The sequence below is a fragment of the Solilutibacter tolerans genome (assembly GCF_900155935.1).
Taxonomy (GTDB): domain Bacteria; phylum Pseudomonadota; class Gammaproteobacteria; order Xanthomonadales; family Xanthomonadaceae; genus Solilutibacter; species Solilutibacter tolerans.
The window spans coordinates 585278-603643 of the sequence record NZ_FTLW01000001.1; the positions used below are offsets into that span (position 1 = coordinate 585278).

Below are 18366 nucleotides of genomic sequence, written 5' to 3' on the forward strand. Positions count from 1 at the left end.
AAAACCCCGCCGAAGCGGGGCTTTTCGTCAAGCAGCCAGGCCGTGACTCAGTAGAAGTTGTACTCCAACAGTAAGGTGTAGGCGCGGCCACGTGGATCCGCGATGCGTGGCTCCCACGCGGCACCAGACGCGAAGTCGTTCTGGTGTGCGGTGAACGGCGGGTCTTCATCGAACAGGTTCTTGATGCCGAAGCCCAGCTTCAATTTCGGGATGCCGGTCCAACTCACGCTGTAGTTATACGTCGTATAGCTGTCGACTTTTTGCTGCCAATCGGCTGGCACATACGTGCCGTTGGCTACGCTCACCGGATACTCGTCGTAGTAACCATCGCGGTACAGCTGGCTCAGGTTGTGCGTCCAATTGCCACGGTTCCAACCAAAATTGAGCGTGTGCTTCCAGCGGATCGGCAAATTGTAGTAACGAACGTAGCTGCCGACCAGGTTGTTGCCGTAGGGCAGTGATTCGAGCGCCTTGGTCTGGAAGTTTTCGATCCAGCTGCCGTTGAGGCCCAAGTTCCACTTGCCGCCCGCCAACTCGCCGTTGAAGTTGATGTCGACTTCCACGCCGCTCATCAAGCTGCCGCCAGAGTTGATGAAACGACGATCAATCTGGATGATTTCGCCGCTGGCATCACGGATCCAATTATCACGGAACAGATCGTAGTACTGGATCAGCACGTCACGCGGGGCCGAACGAATGGTGTTGGTGCGCTCGATCTGCCACCAGTCCAGCGCGATGTTGAACCACTCGTTGGGTGAGAACACCAAGCCGAAGCTCTTCTGAGTGGACTCTTCCGGCTCCAGCGTTTCCTTGCCACCGAATAGTTCGACCGGGCGAATTGTCTCGCAACCCGGCACGGTCTGATTGGCGCGGCCGCTCGGGCAGGTTTCAGGATCGGCAAGATCCAGGCCCGTGTACTGGACTTCGGACACGCCGTTGTAGAGCTGGTTGAACGAAGGCACCTTGAAGCCCGTGCTGTACGCGCCACGGAACAGCAACGAGTCGATCGGACGCCACTTGAACGACACCTTTGGATTGGTGGTGCTGCCGAAGCCGCTGTAATCGTCGTAACGCCCCGCCAGCGTGATGTCGAAGGTGCGATGCAGGGGCAGATAGAACTCGGCATAGACCGCGCGGATATCGCGGCTGACATTGTCGAGAGCATTCGCATCATCGAACGGTGCATTGAACACGGTGCGTTTGTCTGCACGGTTGTCGCCGTTGAACTGGAATTCCTCGCGCCGGATGTCGATACCAGTGGCCATCGCGACAGCACCGCCTGGCAGGTTCCAGCCCAGGTCACCCGTGATCGATGCATCGAAGGAGGTCACGATCGACTCGCCACCATACAAAGTGACGCCTTGTGCCGAAGCGGCTTGCAGTGCAGCCATCGCCTCCGGGCTCTGACTTTGACCCGGCTCAAGGAATGGATTGATCAAGCCGCTACCGAGCGCCTGCTTTAAGGCATCGGTGTAATGGAAGCCGGTGCCAAGCACGGATTCGGATTCGCTCGATGCGCGCGACAGGCCCATGTCATACGACCAATCGTTGAAGATCAGTCCGCCCAAACCGGCGACGAAACGATAGGAATCCGTGGTGGTCTTGATTTCACGCGGGCCACAGGCCATGCAACGCCAACGGTAGGCAATGGGTGCGCCGTAGTTCAATTGCCCTGCACCAAAATACCCTGACAAGGCGTTGTAAACCTTGTCATACGTTGCACGGGTGGTGGCATTGAGCGGATACCACGTCGTTGGGCCTAGCGACGTGGCAGCAGCGCTAGTGCTGGACGAGATCTGGTTCGGCTCGAAAGTCTTGGCGACTTCGACGCGCGAGCCGGTCAACTCGACATAGGCCTCATGGTTTTCGCTGATCTTGAAGGTCGCACGACCGATGAAGTCGAGACTGTCTTGTGGCTGGATGATCACCGCAGCAGCCGGATAATCCCATGCGCAGGCAAAGCGCGAGGCTGGCGAGTTCCAGAGGCGGTAGTCATATGCGCCCATGTTCGGGCCGGCATTTTCGCAGCCCGCTCCGCCCGGGATGTTGTAGATGTTGACGGCGGTATAGCGTGTCGTGCCGCCGGCCGGATCCAGTACACCATTGCGTAGCATGCTGGTGGAGCCCACGCCCGTGCTGCCCAGGCTGAAGACCGTACCGAACGGGGTGCCGCGCGTGTCGGGAGACAGGCCGCGAGCAGGCTGGAAGGTGTTGGAGAAGTCGCGCTGGTCACCCCGCAGGATGTTGTTGCGCTTAGCGCTGATCGTACCGAAGGCATTCCAGCGGTCTTTGTCGAGGTCGCCATGGCCGAACAGCAGGCTGGTGCGATAGATGTTGCCGCCGCCAGCTTCGGTGACATCGGCGAAAGCCGAGACCTGCGCGCCTTGGTAATCGCGTTTGGTGATGAAGTTGATCACGCCGCCGATCGCATCCGTGCCATAGATGGCTGATGCGCCATCACGCAGGATTTCGACGCGATCGATGGCCGCGAACGGAATTGCATTCAAGTCCACCGCGCGGCCTTTCAGGCCATGGGTGGCGACGCGGCGACCATTCAACAGCACGAGCGTGGCGTCGGCGCCTTGGCCGCGCAGGTTCGCACCGGATACACCGTTGTTGCCGCGCTGGTCTTCGTGGACGATGCCCGCATTGCTCGACAGATTGTCGGAGCCGTTGCCCGCGATGTTGAGGTAGCTCAGCAATTGCTCAGCAGAGGTGATGCCCTGCTGGTCGATCTCCTCTTTGCTGAAAGAGGTGATCGGCAACGATTCCTCGGCCTCGGCACGTTTGATGCGCGAACCGGTCACCGTCACCTGATCCAGTGTTTTTTGTGTCGGGTTGCTGGTGGTCGCGGCATCTTGTGCCACGGCAGGCATGGCCATGGCGGCCAACAGCGCGACGCAAAGATGGCGGAGCTTGGGTGTCGGACGGGTTTGCATCAAGTAACTCCCCTTGGGAAAGCGAATGAACGGAAGGACCGCAGGCCTTTTCGCCTGATCGCCTGCCGTTGACCGCCCCCTGATGCAGTTCCCGGCAGGTGCATCCTGCCGCCTAATCTATTCCTTTATTCGGCCCTAGGGGAATAGGGCCGAATAATTGCCCCATTCAGACAGCCATCGGCTCGCTGAAGGCCTCGGGTTCGCCTTCCTTCGCAAACTCGCTCATCGGAATGCACGCGCAGAACACATTCTTGTCGCCATAGACGTTGTCGACACGTGCAACCGGCGACCAGTACTTCTGCTGCTTGAGCGTGGCCAGCGGGAACACCGCCAGCTCGCGGCTGTAGGCGTGCGTCCAGTCGGCGGCCATCGCCTGCGTGGCCGTATGCGGCGCGTGCTTGAGCGGATTGTCCTCGCGGTCCAGTTCGCCCTTCTCGATCATCCGGATCTCGTCGCGGATCTGGATCATCGCGTCGATGAAGCGGTCGAGCTCGTGCAGAGATTCGGACTCGGTCGGCTCCACCATCAAGGTGCCGGCGACCGGGAATGACAAGGTCGGGGCGTGGAAGCCGAAATCGATCAAACGCTTGGCCACGTCTTCGGCGCTGATGCCGGTCGCGTCCTTGATCGGGCGCAGGTCCAGGATGCACTCGTGCGCCACCATGTCGTTGCGACCGGTGTAGAGGGTGGGGTAGTGCGGGGCGAGGCGCTTGGCGATGTAGTTGGCATTGAGCAGCGCCACCTGCGTCGCGCGGCGCAGGCCGTCCGCGCCCATCATCGCGATGTACATCCAGCTGATCGGCAGGATGCTGGCCGAGCCGTAGGTCGCCGCGCTGACCATGCCGCCCTTGCCGACGCCTTCGGTGTCGAAGCCATCGTCCTGCGCCGCCTTCGGCAGGAACGGTGCGAGGTGCGATTTCACCGCGCACGGGCCAACGCCCGGGCCGCCGCCGCCATGCGGGATGCAGAAGGTCTTGTGCAGGTTGAGGTGCGAGACGTCCGAGCCCCACTTGCCGGGCTTTGCCACGCCAACCAACGCGTTCATGTTGGCACCGTCGGTGTAGACCTGGCCGCCGTTCGCGTGGACGATTTCGCAGATCTCGACCACCGATTCCTCGAACACGCCATGGGTGGATGGGTAGGTGATCATGATCGCGGCAAGATCGTCCTTGTGCTTCTCCGCCTTGGCGCGCAGATCTGCGACATCCACGTTGCCGTTTTTGTCGCAGGCGACCACCACCACGCGCATGCCGCACAGTTGCGCGGAGGCCGGGTTGGTGCCGTGCGCGGATTCGGGAATCAAGCAGACATCGCGCTTCTCGTCGCCGCGCGAGGCGTGATACGCGCGGATCGCCAGCAAACCCGCGTACTCACCCTGCGCGCCGGAGTTCGGCTGCAGGCTGACGTTGTCGTAGCCGGTAACTTCCACCAGCATCGCTTCCAGCCCACTGATCAGCTTCTTGTAGCCCTGCGTCTGCGCGGCGGGTGCGAACGGGTGGATGTGGGCGAAGGCTGGCCACGTCACCGGGATCATTTCCGCGGTGGCGTTGAGCTTCATGGTGCAGCTGCCCAGCGGGATCATGGTGCGATCCATCGCCAGGTCCTTGTCGGCGAGCGAGCGCATATAGCGCAGCATTTCGTGCTCGCTGTGATGCGTGTTGAACACCGGGTGGGTCAGGAAGTCGCTCTTGCGCTTCAGCTCAGCCGGGATCAGCGAAGGTGCATCGGCATCGAGCTGGTCGATGTTCGGCAGCTTGGCATCGTCGCCACCGAAGATCTTCCACAACAGTTCGATGTCGCTACGGGTGGTGGTTTCATCGACCGAGATGCAGATGTACTCGTTCCATGCCTTGCGCAGGTTGACGCCCATCGACAAGGCGCGTGCCATCAGGGCATCGGTCTTGTCGCCGGTCTTCAGGCAGATGGTGTCGAAGGCGCTCGGATGGTGATCTTCGGTGTAACCCAGATCGGTCAGGCCGGCGCGCAGGATCGATGCCAGGCGATGCACGCGCGACGCGATGCGGGTCAGGCCTTCTGGGCCGTGGTAGACGGCGTACATCGAGGCCATTACCGCCAACAGCACCTGTGCGGTACAGATGTTGGAGGTCGCCTTCTCGCGGCGGATGTGCTGCTCGCGCGTCTGCAAGGTGAGGCGGTAGGCCTTGTTGCCTTCGCCATCGATCGACACACCGATCAAGCGACCGGGCATGTTGCGCTTGTACGCGTCACGGCAAGCCATGAAGGCCGCATGCGGGCCGCCGAAGCCGAACGGCACGCCAAACCGCTGCGTGTTGCCGACCACGATATCCGCACCCATCTCGCCCGGCGGCTTGAGCAGGGTTAGCGCCAAGAGGTCGGTCGCGACGACAAACAACGCGCCATTCGCGTGGATGGCTTCGGCATCCTGCTCCCAATCGGCCAACCAGCCGCTGGAAGCCGGGTAGGACGCCAGTACGCCGAAGAAATCGCCCTTCGCGAGCGCCGCGTTGAACTCGTCTGCCGACTTCACCAACTCGATGGTGATGCCCAGCGGCTCGGCACGGGTTTCCAACACCTGCAGCGTCTGCGGGTGCGTGTCGCCGGAGACCAGGAAGTTGTTCGACTTGTTCTTCGCCGAACGCTTGGCCAGCGTCATCGCTTCGGCAGCGGCGGTGCCTTCGTCCAGCAGCGAGGCGCTGGCGATTTCCATGCCGGTGAGGTCGGCGCACATGGTCTGGAAGTTGATCAAGGCTTCCATGCGGCCCTGCGAAATTTCTGCCTGATACGGCGTGTAGGCGGTGTACCAGGCCGGGTTTTCCAGGATGTTGCGCAAGATGACGTTGGGCGTGTAGTTGCCGTAATAGCCTTGGCCGATGAAGCTCTTGAAGACTTGGTTCTTGTCGGCGATGCCGCGAATCTTGGCCAGCGCATCGACTTCGGTCATCGAGGCGGGCAGGTTGAGCGGCTGCGAGAGGCGAATCTTGCCGGGGACGATGGCTTCGGTCATCGCGTCGAGCGAATCGTGGCCGATCACCTCGAGCATCGTGGCGATCTCGGCATCATTCGGGCCGATGTGGCGGGCGACGAAAGCGTCGTGGTGTTCCAGGGCGGCAAGCGTTTGAACGTTCGACATCGAAGGCATCCGGCTGTGCGGCGCGTGGCCGCAAATGGGTGGGATGCCCCTCTGTCCTTTTGCCTGAGAGTTTCAACGGCGGGGGAGGAAGCCGTCTTGCCCCTTCGGCGCCGGTCTGCGCATCGCGCGCCGGTCTCTCCAGAGTGTTGTTGCCTGCGGTGGTACACGGGGCCTGAGCGATTCCGGGCGGTTGCGCCTTCGGCAGCCGGTTGCCCGGCTTCTCCCACTGCAGTGGTCATTATATGCGATGCGGGTCTGCGCCTATGATGTGGACTCACCTGAACAGGCCTGCTGCATGACCGAGACCGCTGTCCCCCCAGCCCCGGCCCCAGATGCCCAGCCTGCTCAGCCAATGACGTCCGACGATTACGCCAACCGGATGCGTTGGCTGCCTCGGCTTATCCCCTTGATCAAGCGAGAGCCGGGCCTTGCGATCACGCTGGCCTATTTCCTCGTGGGCGCGGTGGGCTTGTGGTCCAGTTACTGGTACTACCGCGAATTCGGCCTGCCCATCCTTGAGTATTACCAGGTCAGTGACTTCCTCATCGCGGGCCTGCGCGACCCGTTCAACTTCCTGGCCTTGTTGGTGATGCTGGCCGTGGCGCTGCTCGCCTATCTGACGGCGTGGTACGAAATCCGGCATCCCGAGACCGTGGCGGCTCTGCGCGATGAGAAATTCTGGGGCCGCCTGGTGTTCCCGAGGCATGCCAGCCCGTTTCGCCGCCGCCGCTGGTATGACCTTTCGCCCGAGGCCGTCGTGCTGCTCGGGCTCGTGCTCGGCAGTGGCTCGGTGATGATCAGCCATGCCGATGACCGGGCCGATGAGATCAAGCAGGGCGGTGGAACACCGCTGCGCGTCACCTTGTCCGGAGAGCGTCTGCCATTGCAGGGAGAGGCGCGATTGATCGGCACCACAAGCACCCATCTGCTCTTGTACTGGCCGGCCAACGGACGCACAGAAGTGATGTCGCATGAGGCGGTCGCGCGGATCGAACGCTTGCCTCGCCATCGCTACCGCCGCGCTGACGAGGACAAACGATGAGCGCGCCCGCGATCCCCATGCGCCGCTTGGCACCCTTGCTGGGATTTTTGTCGATGTTCGGTGCTTTCAGCATCGACACGATCTTTCCGGCTTTCCCGCAGATCGGCGATCAGTTCGGTGCCGGTACGCTGGCGATGCAGCAGACGATCAGCGCCTATCTCTTCGCCTATGCCGCCATGAGTCTTTGGCATGGCGCGTTGTCGGATGTATTCGGGCGTCGTCGGGTGATCCTGGTCGGCATCGCCCTCTTCATCCTCGCCAGCATCGGCTGCGCGATGTCGACGTCGTTGCCGATGTTGGTCGGCTTTCGCGTATTGCAGGGACTCAGTGCTGGCGTCGGGTTGATCGTTGGCCGTGCGGTGATCCGCGATGTGCTCGATGGCGCGGATGCGCAGCGACTGATGAGCCAAGTGTCGATGATCTTCGGCATCGCGCCGGCCGTCGCGCCGATCATCGGGGGTTGGCTACTGGGCTGGCATCGCTGGCCCGCGATCTTCTGGTTCCTCGCCTTGTTCGGCCTGCTGCTATGGATATCAGTGATGCTGTGGCTGCCCGAAACACATCCACGCGAGCGCTGGCGCTCCATCAAGCCGCGCAATCTTTGGCGCTCGTACATCGCGATCATCGGCAACGCGCAATTCCGGCGGCTGTCGATTTCGTCCGCCTTCAACTTCGGCGCACTGTTCCTGATGATCTCGTCCGCCCCCGCGTTGGTGCTGGAGCATTTTCAGCTCGGCCCGCAGCAGTTCGGCTGGTTCTTCATCCCGATGATTGCCGGGATGATGAGCGGTGCTTTTCTTTCGGGGCGATTGGCGGGTCGCATGGCAGGGCGTCGTCAGGTCGACATCGGCTTCGCGCTCAACATCCTCGGCGCGGCGTTGTTGCTCGGCTATGCGTTATGGGCCAGCCCTCTGCGCATCCCGCAAGGCATGATGCCGGTGATGCTGATGGCCTTCGGCATCGCGCTGGTCATGCCGATCATCACGCTGATGTGTCTCGACTTGTTTCCCGAGCAGCGCGGAGCGGCATCGTCGGTGCAAGCCTTTGTTGGCCTGCTGATGAACGCGATCATCGCGGGTGTGATCTCTCCCGCGCTCTCTGGAAAAGACCATTTGCTCGCGGCGGGCGCGTTGGTCATGGCCGTCCTGGGATGGCTGGTGTGGTGGCTGGCGATTCGAAAAAACACCGCCGTGCCAACCCCGCCCGAACACCCTGAAAACTACGAGCCGCTGGGCGAGCTCTGAATGCCCTTGTTGGAGCGACGCATCCACCAATAGATAGGGACGCCGGCAAGCAGCAACACAACGCCCCAAGCCAGCGCTTCTGCACCCGCGCCTGACAAGGCGAACAAGCTGTACAGCAAGGCAAGAAACGCGATGAAGCGTCCGCCATTCCTGCCGCCACTGCGCAACCATGCCGCGCTGCTGGCGGCATAGGGCAGCAGGATGGCTGATGTCGCGATGAGCAAGATGAAGGTGAACAACTCCACCAGTGTCCGGCTGTAACTTGCGATCACCAATAGCGTGGCTAGCACGCTGCCGACCAGGATGCCGAAGGCTGGCGTGCCGTTCTTGTCCAACTTGGCAAAGCGTCGCGGAAACAAGCCATCGTCGGCGGCAGCCAGTGAAACTTGCGCGCACACCAACAACCAGCCGTTTATTGCGCCGAAGGTGGACACGGCAGCAAGTACAGCGATGCCCAGCGCCGCACTTGGCCCCCACACGCGGCCGGCCGCCTCGGCCATCGGTGCGCCTGAGGCCTTCAGTACATCGGTCGGAACCAAGCCGATCACGACGGTGCAAGCCAGGATGGTGGCGATGCCGGCCAGCAGCGTGCCCAGCACGGTGGCGCGCGGGATCGTGCGCTCGGGGTTGCGGATGGACTGCGCAGGCACGGTTGCGACTTCCAAACCACACAAGGCCCACATCGCAAGGATGACGGTGACGTTGGCCACATGCGGTAGCGACTCGCCACTCGGGTTGAACGGCACGTAGTTGTGGCTATCGACGAACCACAAGCCGATCAATCCAAACAGCAGCAGGGGTACGAGTTTCAACGCGGTGATCAGCACCTGGAATCGTCCGGCTTCGCGTAGACCGACCAGATTGACGATGGTGCAGATCCACAGCGCGACCAACGCGCAGCCAGCCGCGCGCACCGGCGTCGATGTCAGGGCAGGGAATATCGCCCCCATGCTGCCCGCGAATGCGACCGCGATGGCAGCCATGCCGGACCAGATCGAGATCCAGTAGCTCCACGCAATGCCAAAGCCGGCCAGATCGCCGAAGGAGCGGCGCACATACGCATACGGGCCGCCCGTGCACGGCCAGTGGATGGCGAGTTTGGAGAACGTCAACGCCAACAGCACCGCACCGCATAAAGCGATGCCCCAACCGATCAAGCTGGCGGCGCCATACGGGGCCATGGTCGCGGGCAGCAGGAAGACGCCACTGCCGATCATGCTGCCAACGACCAATGCGGTTGCCATCCACAGGCCTAGTGGCCTGGATGCAGTTTGCGCGTTGACATCGGAGACGCTGGCTGTTTCGGTCACGGAGCGCTCCTTGATGAATTGATCGCTGGTAGGTAGTCCGACTCTGCGCGTCACGATACGCTGCGATTAGCCTGATGTGGAGCAATTTTTGGCAACCAAATGCTGAAAATTGCCCTAAGGGGTAAAATTTTCTGCCTACTAGCCGAGGGCGCAGTTATCTAGCGGCGAATATCGGCTTTAGTTGGATGTTTCGTGTTAGCCGCGATGCTCGACCAAAATTCAGTTTGGAGTTCAAAATGAATTCAATGCGTTGGGTGATGATAGGTCTTGTGTTGCTTTGTTCGCCCATCGCAGCTGCGCAAACCTATGTATCAGCCAGTTCGTATCAGGGGGGCACCGCCGGGGCGAATGGGTATGCCGTTTTTCGCTATGAGCTAGTGGGTGGCAGCACAGTAGATGTCACCTTGCAGGCAACCGGCACGACTTTCTCGGGCGGCGCCTATGCGTACCACATGCGAGTGCCAAATAGCTCCATGGCTAACGCCGGTAGTCTTTCACCATCGTCTTTTTATCCAGGGACTCAAGCAACGAGCTCGATCAGAGCCGCTCTTCTGGACACGTGGGGAGTGGGCTGTGGCCGTCCGGGAACTGGGGCGCCTGTAGACGGAACGACGTGTGGTGGTCGCGGCACTTTAACGATCACCTTCAGCATGCCAGTGAGAGACCCGATTCTCCACTTTGGTGGATTGGGCGACACATTTCCTTCGCCACAAGGGCAGGCCATTGTTGCCAATACTGTCTACAGCCTGGTTTCTGCCGACAATGGAGGCACTCCGGTTGCAGTCACGCTTGATCGGATGGCGGGGAATGCGGTTTTCGGCACGACTGCAAGTTCAGCCCTGCATTCCGGTAACGCCAGTTCAGTGAACGCATCGTGCGACACCGCGCCGCCACAAGCAGCATGCGGTTCGGTAAGGGTGAATGGCACGGTAAGCAGGATAGTGCTGAACGTTTCACTGCGCGGCTACAGCCATACGCCTCCTTCTTCATATGACCAGGACAATAGTGAGGTCACTGCGGAAGGGCACACGGTGGGCGTCAGTCTGGCACCAACTTCGGATTTGGTGATCAGTAAAACGAATACTCCTCTGGTTTCTCCCGTGGATCAGACTGGCGATACTGTAGTCTCTGGTGCCCCCATTACATACGTCATCACCGTACGTAACAACGGGCTGAATGCTGCGAGTGGCAGTTTCTTGAGTGACCCTGTGACAGCCAATCTGAATTGCAGCTCTGCTGTTTGCTCTGCATCGTCGGGCTCGGTTTGTCCAGCGCAAACGGGTGCGGCCTTGGTGGCGGCCATGCAGACTGCGCCGGGTGCGGTCATCCCTGCGCTTCTTCCAGGCGGCGAGATCAGGGTGCAATTGGTTTGCACACCTCAGTAGGTACTGTTGCCACCAACCTCATCGATAATCACGTCGATGAAGCAAGGTATCGCAAATTACTTCGTTACACCGATAGTTTCCTTGTGTTTCTATGCCTGCCACTAAAATTCAAGTGCCAGGCGGATTTGGGTGGCGATGTATCCGGTTCTGATCAGTTCTGACGATACGCTTCACGCAGCAATTCGTGGAAATGATGCACGCCGGATTCGCGCAAAGGATTCAGTCGCCCAGCGACATACGAGCCAGAGGCAAGGCCGCGCTGCACGTCTTCGCAGATGCCTAAATCTTCGTGTTGGACTTTGTCGCTGAAGTCGAGATCAGCGGTGCGCTTGTCTTGATCATGTGCCTGCGCGTAATAGCTGTCGAACAACACGCGGCAATGATCTACCCCCAGCGGGATAACCGTGTTGGTCTGCATACGTCCTGGCAGGATGTTGAGCATCGTGTTGGGCCATAACCAGTAATACAGTGCATCGCCATTACCATACAGGCTTTCATCGCTTTCCAGCGGGCTCCATTGCAGCGAGTGCCAGCCGGACAGCTCGGTGCGATAACTGCGGTAGTCGAGCAATCGGTTCAAGCCAGGATGCACATGGGGGACGTGGTATCCCTCTAGGTAATTGTCTACGTAGACCTTCCAATTGCAGGCGATGTCGTAACTGGCGCGATGATGGCCGTCGTAGTGTTGCAAGCCCCGATCAGCACCCAAGCGTTCATCGATGCCAGCGACGAAGGCGTCGAAGTCAGGCGCCCATTTTTCGTTGACCGTGGCAAAGATTAGTCCTTGCCAGATCCGTACCCTCAGCTGCGGCAAGTGGATGTTGCCGACGTGGAAATCCTTCGCATCCTGCATTTCAGGCGCTGAGCGAAGCTGCCCTTCCAATGTGTAAGTCCAGCCGTGGTAGCGGCATCGCAATGCCTTGGCGCCGCGACCGTCGCATTGCGCGATGGGGCCCGCGCGATGGCGGCAGACGTTGTGCATCACGCGCACCTCGTCATCCATGCCGCGAACCGCGATTACGGGCAGGCCTGCCAGATTAGCGACGACGTAATCCCCGGCCGAAGGCAGCTGCGACACATGCGCGACCAATTGCCATGCCCGGTCGAAAATCACACGGCGATCTATGCCTGCCATTTCGGGTGTCGTGTAGAAGCGTGCGGGGAGTGCGGAGGCGGTTGCAGCAGGTTGGGGAATGAGATCTTCTTGCATGCGAGGAGTATGACGTGAGTGGCTGCAACGCAGAACGCCGGCATTGAGCCGGCGTTCTGGGGTGTGTTGCGATTTGGCTATCAGCGGGCTGCCGTCGTCGCACTCCAGCCACATTGCTTGCCGGCGTTCTGCTGCTTCAGCCACGTCTGCAGCGGGGCGAAGTACTCCAGCACAGCACTGGCATCCATCTTTTCGCCGCCGGTGAGCTCCTTCATGGTCTTCTGCCACGGTTGGCTGGCGCCCTTGGACAGCATCGCCCAGTAGCGCTTGCCGGCTTCCTTGTCGCCGTAGAAGCTGCACTGGTATAGCGGGCCCTTGTGACCGGCCGCGTCGCAGAGCGACTTGTAGAACTGGAACTGCAGGACGTGCGATAGGAAGTAGCGTGTGTAGGGCGTATTACCCGGTACGTGGTACTTGGCGCCCGGGTCGAAGAAATCCTCGCCGCGCGCGTTGACCGGCGCGACGCCCTGGTACTTTGCCTTCAGCTCCCACCAGGCCTGGTTGTATTCGGTCGGCTTGATCGATCCATCGAACACGCCCCAGCGCCAGCGATCAATCATCAAGCCAAAGGGCATGAACGACACCTTCGCCAAGGCCATACGCATCTGCGAGTTGATCAGCGACTCCTGATTCTGCTTCTGCTCGCCGACCAATCCGATCGACTGCAAGTATTCCGGTGTCATCGCCAGCACGATCGTGTCGCCGATGGCTTCGTGGAAACCGTCATGGGCGCCGCCCTGGAACATGGCCGGCTGCACGTTGTAAGCCAGGTCGTAATAGATGTGGCCCAGCTCGTGATAAATGGTGGTGAAGTCTTCTTCGTTCGGCTTGATGCACATCTTGGTGCGCACGTCGCCCCTCATGTCCATGTCCCAGGCGCTGGCATGGCAGACCACGTCGCGATCGCGCGGCTTGATGAACTGGGTGTTCTTCCAGTAGCTCTCGGGCAGCTTGGGCATGCCGAGCGAGGTGTAGAAGTCTTCTGCACGACGCGTCATTTTGACCGCGATATCCATCTGCGCGGCGCGTTCGATCTCTTCTGGCTTGCGACCCGCCGGCTTGGCCTTTTCGGCGGCCAGCAAATCCTGATACTGCTTCTCCAGTGCGCCGGTGATGTCCAGGCTGCCCGCGTTGGGGTAGGGCGCAAGGAAGTCCCACAAGTTGCCCCAATCCTGTTGCCACATATTGCCCATCAAGTGAGCCGGCAACAGGCCGCCATCCACCTGACCCTTGTCGTCGCCGTACTTGTCTTTCAGTTTCTCGCGGGTGTAGCAGTGCAGTTCTTCGTACAGCGGTTCGACCTGCGCCCACAAGCGATCGGTTTCGCTGGCGATTTCCGCAGGGGTCATGTCGTAACCCGAACGCCACAACTCGCCGGTGTTGGCGAAACCCAAGTCACGCGCACCTTCGTTGGAGAGCTCGACGAAGCGCTGGTAGTCCTTCTTCATCGGCACCGCGATGGTGTGCCAGCCTTGCCAGGCATCCAGCTGTGCGTCGTAGTCACGATTGCTGCGCAGCACGTCTTCCAATTCACCCAATTGACGACAGTTCTTGGCATCGCCTTCCCCCTTGCAATAGGTACCCGCGCCATACATGCCGCCCATCTTGCTGGCGATGCGGGTCAGCTCGCCCAGGTGTTCGGGGTTCTTCGGCGGCGGCATGGATGCAGACAGCTTCAATAGCTGGATCGTGCGTGCGCTCTCGGCCGACATTTTCTGGCCTTCGAACTGCTTGGCCTCTTCGATCCACTGGTTGAGCAAGGTCAGCCAGCGCTCATCGCTCTTGGCCGCCAGCATCTGGGTGTCGTCGCTGATGTAGGTTGCAGCCAGCCATTGCGGCACGGTGATCTCGGGATACATCGCCTTCAATTGGGTATTGATGCGGGCGACGAACTGATCGGCGTTTTCCTTGGCGGGTGCTTTCTGCGCAAAGGTGGGAGTCGATACGCAGGCCGCGATGGCGAGCGAGAGCAGGGCGTGGCGGAGTTTCACAGGGGACCTCGGACGATGCTGGGACAGACCGCCAAGTGTAGGCGCTGCGCCTGTCTAGGGCATGTGGCGGCGCACTACACTGTCCACGGAGCTTGGGGCAGGCACCAGGCCGGGCAAAGAAGGAAAGGCATGACAAATACCCGTCGTGGCGTGCTGTTGGGGTTGGCGGCCTACGCGTCCTTTTCCTTCAGCGATGCCTTCATCAAATTGCTCGAAGGCCAGCTTCCGACGTTCCAATTGATGTTCATGGGCGCAGCATTGAGTCTCTTGGCCCTGCCGGTCGTCAAGCAGCCGGGTGAACGATGGCGCTATCTCGTGCAGCCTCGTCACCGCGGCATCTACCTGTTGCGGATGCTCGCGGGTGCCATCAACAACCTGGGTGCGATCGTGGCGTTCACCCATTTGCCGATGGCCGAGGCCTTCGCGCTCATTTTCCTGATGCCGATCTTCGTCACCTTGCTGTCGGTGCTGGTGCTCGGCGAGCACGTCGGCTGGCGGCGTTGGTCAGCCGTGATCGCAGGTTTCATCGGCGTGCTGGTGGTGCTGCGACCGGGGTTTCGTGAACTCAACATCGGCCACTTGGGCGGCATCGTCTGCGGACTGGCAGGCGCGTGCAACGTGGTGCTGATGCGCAAGGTGGGTGATGGCGAGCATCGGCTCACGCTGTTCGGTACCACCATCATCGGCAACCTTCTGATGGCCGGGGTGCTGATGTGGCCCGAGCTGCAGGCCCCGACCATGACGCAATGGTCCTATGCGGCGGGCTTCGGGCTGCTTTCGGTGCTGGGCGTGATCCTGCTGATGTACGCAACGCTCGCGACAGCGGTCAACCACGTGGCGCCCACGCAATACACGCAGATGTTGTGGGCGGTGTGGCTGGGCTGGTGGTGGTTCGACGATCAGGTGGACGCGATGACATGGCTCGGCATCGTCATCATCTTGGCGGCGGGACTGTTCACCGTTCTGCGGGAAGAGCGTGTCACCGGCTGGTGGCACAAGATGCGGATGTTGTTGCCCTGAGCGAGAACATCTAAGGCAATAGGAGACGGCGCTGTTCGTCGATCAAACGCGAAGCTAGCAACCAGCGCCACGCCTCTTCCGCATCCTGTTCCACATAGGCGCGAGCGCTGCCCAAGCGAAACGTATATCCCCAGGCATCCATGTCCGCGAACAACCGGTCACGCCCGAAACCGGGGATTTCATTGGCCATGAGCGATTGCAGCACGCAGACCGCGTTTTCCTCGTCGATCGAGTCGGTGGCGTCGGTGTGCACCGAGGTGCGCCGATCAGCGGGCAAGACGATCAGGTGGCCGGCTTCGTGCAGCAGCGAATGCACGGGTGTGTCGTCGCGTGCGTACACATCATGAGCAATGATGCCGGCCTCACATTCGCCCCAGTAACTGCCGGGGATGGGTGTTGCATCTTCCACACGATGCAACACCAGGCCATAACGTGCCAGCAATGACGATGCTGCATCGAAGCCGACATCGCGCATCCGCATCACATCAGGGGGTGAAGCGTCATCCATCGCGAAACACCGGCATCATCAAAACGCCGGCGAAAATCAGCCTTCGCCGACGGCGCGATCAGGCAGCTCGATCGAGATATCCAGCACGTCGTATTCGCCGTGCTTCTCCTTCGACACCTTGATCGCGTCTTCCGGCACATGCACGTACTTGCGGATCACGTCGAGGATCTCCTGACGCATGCGCGGCACGTAGTCGGGCGCACCGGCCTCGCTGCGCTGCTCGGCGATGATGACCTGCAGGCGGTTCTTGGCGGTGTTGGCGGATTGTTGCTTCGGCTTGAGGAAATCGAAAATGCCCACCATCAACCCCCGAACATCTTGCTGAAGAAGCCCTTCTTCTCGGGCGTGGTGAAGCGCATCGGGCGCTCCTCGCCAAGCAGGCGGGCGACGGCATCTTCATAGGCCGATGCGGCGTCCGAGTTGGCTTCCAGAATCACCGGCTCGCCCTTGTTTGAGGCATTCAGCACGTCGGTGGATTCGGGGATCACGCCGACCGCCTTGAGGCCCAGTACTTCCTCGACGTCGGTGACCGAGAGCATCTCGCCCTTTTCGACACGCGCCGGGCTGTAGCGGGTGAGCAGCAGGAATTCCTGCACGCGTTCACCTTCCTCCGCACGCTTGGTCTTGGAGGCGAGCAGTCCCAGGATGCGGTCGGAGTCGCGCACCGAAGATACCTCCGGGTTCACCACGACCACCGCCTTGTCGGCGTAATACATGGCGAGGTAGGCGCCCTTCTCGATGCCGGCCGGGGAGTCGGCAACGATATAGTCGAAGCCATCGGCGTCCAGGTCCTTCAGCACCTTCTCCACGCCTTCCTTGGTTAGCGCGTCCTTGTCACGCGTCTGCGATGCAGCCAGTACGTGCAGGTTGTCGAAGCGCTTGTCCTTGATCAACGCCTGCTTGAGCGATGCCTCGCCGTTCACCACGTTGACGAAGTCGTACACCACGCGGCGCTCGCAGCCCATGATCAGGTCCAGGTTGCGCAGGCCAACGTCGAAGTCGATCACGGCGACCTTCTTGCCGCGACGTGCAAGGCCGGTGGCGATGCTGGCGCTGGTGGTGGTCTTGCCAACTCCGCCTTTACCAGAAGTGACGACGATGATTTCAGCCAAGGGTGTTCTCCTTACGTGGGGGTTGGCGTGTCAGTCGAGCGCGGCGATGTCCAGCTTGCCTTTTTCCAGGCGAATCTGCACGGCGCGTCCTATCAACTCGCGGGGAAAATCGTCGGCCACCATGTAGGTACCGGCGATGGCGACAAGCTCGGCGTGGAAGTCGCGGCAGAAAATACGCGCGTTTTCCATGCCCTGGGCACCGGCTAGCGCACGACCGCGGAGCGCGCCGTAGATGTGGATGGAGCCATCGGCGATGACCTCGGCGCCGGCGCCGACGGTGCCGACCACAGTCAGGTCGCGCTGTTCGGCGTAGAGCTGTTGGCCTGAGCGCACCGAGGCGACCTGCATCAGGCCCGGCTCACCGGCTGAAGGTGCAGCAACAGGTGCAGCTTTCTGCGGCTTTTCAGCCGCCGCGGGCTTGGCAGCGGGCGGCGGGGCGATGTCGACTTCGCCGCCCGCACGCTCGTACTGGGCACGGAACTTGGCTAAGAGCGGCAAGCCCAACTCGACTGCCAGCGCATCATTCTCGCTGCTGCCGTAGGCCAGACCCACCGGCAGCGCACCAGCGCCACGGAGTGCTTCCACCAGCTCACGAGCTTGCACTGCGCTGGGGAGTTGGGTCAGGCCGCCGAAATCCAGAATCACCGCAGCGCGCTCAAACATCTTGGGCGCGCGACTGACGCGCTGGCGCATTTCCTCGGCCAGCGCAGCGATGTCGAGGGTACGGATTTTCAGGTTGGCGATGCCGACTTGGCCGATTTTCAGCTCACCGGCGGGTTCGTAGTTCGGCAGGCTCACAGGCTGGTTCCGGTAGGGCGGTGTGCGGTTCGCAGGGTGCGTGGGCGGGCCACCCAAGGTACATCTGGCAGTTTGTCGCCATAGGTCTCGCGAATCCAGTTGTGGCTGCACATCGGCTTCATCAGCATGCAGGCGCGGGTGCCATCGGTCTGCAGGTTTTGCCCGATCTCGTGGAATCCAAAGCTGCCGTGGAATAGCAGGGCGGGATCGCTTCCCTCCTGCAAGAAGACTTCGCAGGCGAGCTCGGGGTAGCGCGCCTCGGCATAGCCCTGCACATCGGCGTACAGCGCACGGCCCACGCCACCGCCGCGGCGGCGGCTGGCGACGACGATGCGGTCGATGTAGAGGAAGTCGCCGTGACGCTCACGGAACCAGCGGAAGTTGGCGCTGTCATGCGCCGAATCGGAACCGAACGCCATCAGGACACCTGCCAGGTTGCCGTCGTGCTCCGCGACCCGGAAATATTCAGCGGTGTCGAAGAAACGGCGCAGGCGAGCAGCGTCGATGGGGAGGATGCCGGGGCCGGCGGCGTTGTTGAGGGCAAGGACGGAATCCAGCTCGTGCTCTCGCACGTCGCGGACGACAATCGACATTCCTGACTCCGTTCGGGTGAATCGCCGTCTTCGGCGGCTTATTCATCCATTATCGCACGGTCAGCTGGATGAGGCATGACTTCCGGGCGAGGTGCCCGTCAT

At 61.2% G+C, this 18366-nt stretch carries 14 protein-coding genes and 1 riboswitch; of the genes, 4 read left to right on the forward strand and 10 right to left on the reverse strand.

The window, feature by feature from the left end; genetic code table 11:
* Window positions 1–47: 47 nt before the first annotated feature.
* Window positions 48–2939 carry a TonB-dependent receptor plug domain-containing protein gene (locus tag BW989_RS02825; RefSeq protein WP_076585093.1) on the reverse strand — a complete coding sequence of 964 codons (2892 nt, stop codon included), beginning with the start codon at window positions 2937–2939 and terminating at the stop codon, window positions 48–50.
* A 166-nt stretch (window positions 2940–3105) separates the two neighbouring features.
* The gene (gene gcvP / locus BW989_RS02830; protein ID WP_076585095.1) at window positions 3106–6060 is read right to left on the reverse strand and encodes an aminomethyl-transferring glycine dehydrogenase; all 2955 of its coding nucleotides are present in this window, start codon (window positions 6058–6060) and stop codon (window positions 3106–3108) included.
* Between the two features lie 32 nt (window positions 6061–6092).
* Window positions 6093–6203, reverse strand: a riboswitch (glycine riboswitch).
* Between the two features lie 200 nt (window positions 6204–6403).
* Here gcvP and BW989_RS02835 point away from each other — a divergent pair.
* On the forward strand, window positions 6404–7093 hold the full coding sequence (locus BW989_RS02835; RefSeq protein ID WP_076585097.1) for a hypothetical protein: 690 nt from the start codon (window positions 6404–6406) through the stop codon (window positions 7091–7093).
* Entirely contained in the window at window positions 7090–8337 is a 1248-nt protein-coding gene (locus BW989_RS02840; protein WP_076585099.1) for a multidrug effflux MFS transporter, read from the forward strand. Before BW989_RS02835 ends, BW989_RS02840 begins: the two co-directional genes overlap by 4 nt.
* Here BW989_RS02840 and BW989_RS02845 read toward each other — a convergent pair.
* The gene (locus BW989_RS02845; RefSeq protein WP_242651236.1) at window positions 8313–9647 is read right to left on the reverse strand and encodes an amino acid permease; all 1335 of its coding nucleotides are present in this window, start codon (window positions 9645–9647) and stop codon (window positions 8313–8315) included. The genes BW989_RS02840 and BW989_RS02845 overlap by 25 nt on opposite strands.
* A 185-nt stretch (window positions 9648–9832) precedes the next feature.
* On the opposite strand from BW989_RS02845, the gene BW989_RS12305 reads away from it, so the two are divergent.
* Window positions 9833–11032, forward strand: a complete 1200-nt coding sequence (locus BW989_RS12305) for a DUF11 domain-containing protein (RefSeq protein ID WP_083688138.1) — start codon at window positions 9833–9835, stop codon at window positions 11030–11032.
* Between the two features lie 151 nt (window positions 11033–11183).
* On the opposite strand, the gene BW989_RS02850 is transcribed toward BW989_RS12305, so the two are convergent.
* Both BW989_RS02850 and BW989_RS02855 read right to left on the reverse strand, forming a co-directional pair.
* Window positions 11184–12242, reverse strand: a complete 1059-nt coding sequence (locus BW989_RS02850; RefSeq protein ID WP_076585105.1) for an aromatic ring-hydroxylating oxygenase subunit alpha — start codon at window positions 12240–12242, stop codon at window positions 11184–11186.
* Window positions 12243–12322: 80 nt separating this feature from the next.
* Window positions 12323–14233 (reverse strand): M2 family metallopeptidase, encoded by a 1911-nt coding sequence (locus BW989_RS02855; RefSeq protein ID WP_076585107.1) that lies wholly within the window; start codon window positions 14231–14233, stop codon window positions 12323–12325.
* 129 nt (window positions 14234–14362) lie between these two features.
* On the opposite strand from BW989_RS02855, the gene BW989_RS02860 reads away from it, so the two are divergent.
* Entirely contained in the window at window positions 14363–15253 is an 891-nt protein-coding gene (locus BW989_RS02860) for a DMT family transporter (protein ID WP_076585110.1), read from the forward strand.
* Between the two features lie 10 nt (window positions 15254–15263).
* On the opposite strand, the gene BW989_RS02865 is transcribed toward BW989_RS02860, so the two are convergent.
* The 5 genes from BW989_RS02865 to BW989_RS02885 are packed head-to-tail and all read right to left on the reverse strand — an operon-like array spanning window position 15264 to window position 18264.
* Complete coding sequence (locus tag BW989_RS02865) at window positions 15264–15761, reverse strand: hypothetical protein (RefSeq protein WP_076585112.1); 498 nt, start codon at window positions 15759–15761, stop codon at window positions 15264–15266.
* Between the two features lie 36 nt (window positions 15762–15797).
* Window positions 15798–16061, reverse strand: a complete 264-nt coding sequence (gene minE / locus BW989_RS02870) for a cell division topological specificity factor MinE (protein WP_076585325.1) — start codon at window positions 16059–16061, stop codon at window positions 15798–15800.
* A gap of 2 nt (window positions 16062–16063) precedes the next feature.
* Window positions 16064–16873, reverse strand: a complete 810-nt coding sequence (gene minD / locus BW989_RS02875) for a septum site-determining protein MinD (protein ID WP_076585113.1) — start codon at window positions 16871–16873, stop codon at window positions 16064–16066.
* Window positions 16874–16903: 30 nt separating this feature from the next.
* Entirely contained in the window at window positions 16904–17671 is a 768-nt protein-coding gene (gene minC, locus BW989_RS02880) for a septum site-determining protein MinC (RefSeq protein ID WP_076585115.1), read from the reverse strand.
* The gene (locus BW989_RS02885) at window positions 17668–18264 is read right to left on the reverse strand and encodes a GNAT family N-acetyltransferase (protein ID WP_076585117.1); all 597 of its coding nucleotides are present in this window, start codon (window positions 18262–18264) and stop codon (window positions 17668–17670) included. The genes minC and BW989_RS02885 overlap by 4 nt, the downstream gene beginning before the upstream one ends.
* Window positions 18265–18366 lie beyond the last annotated feature (102 nt).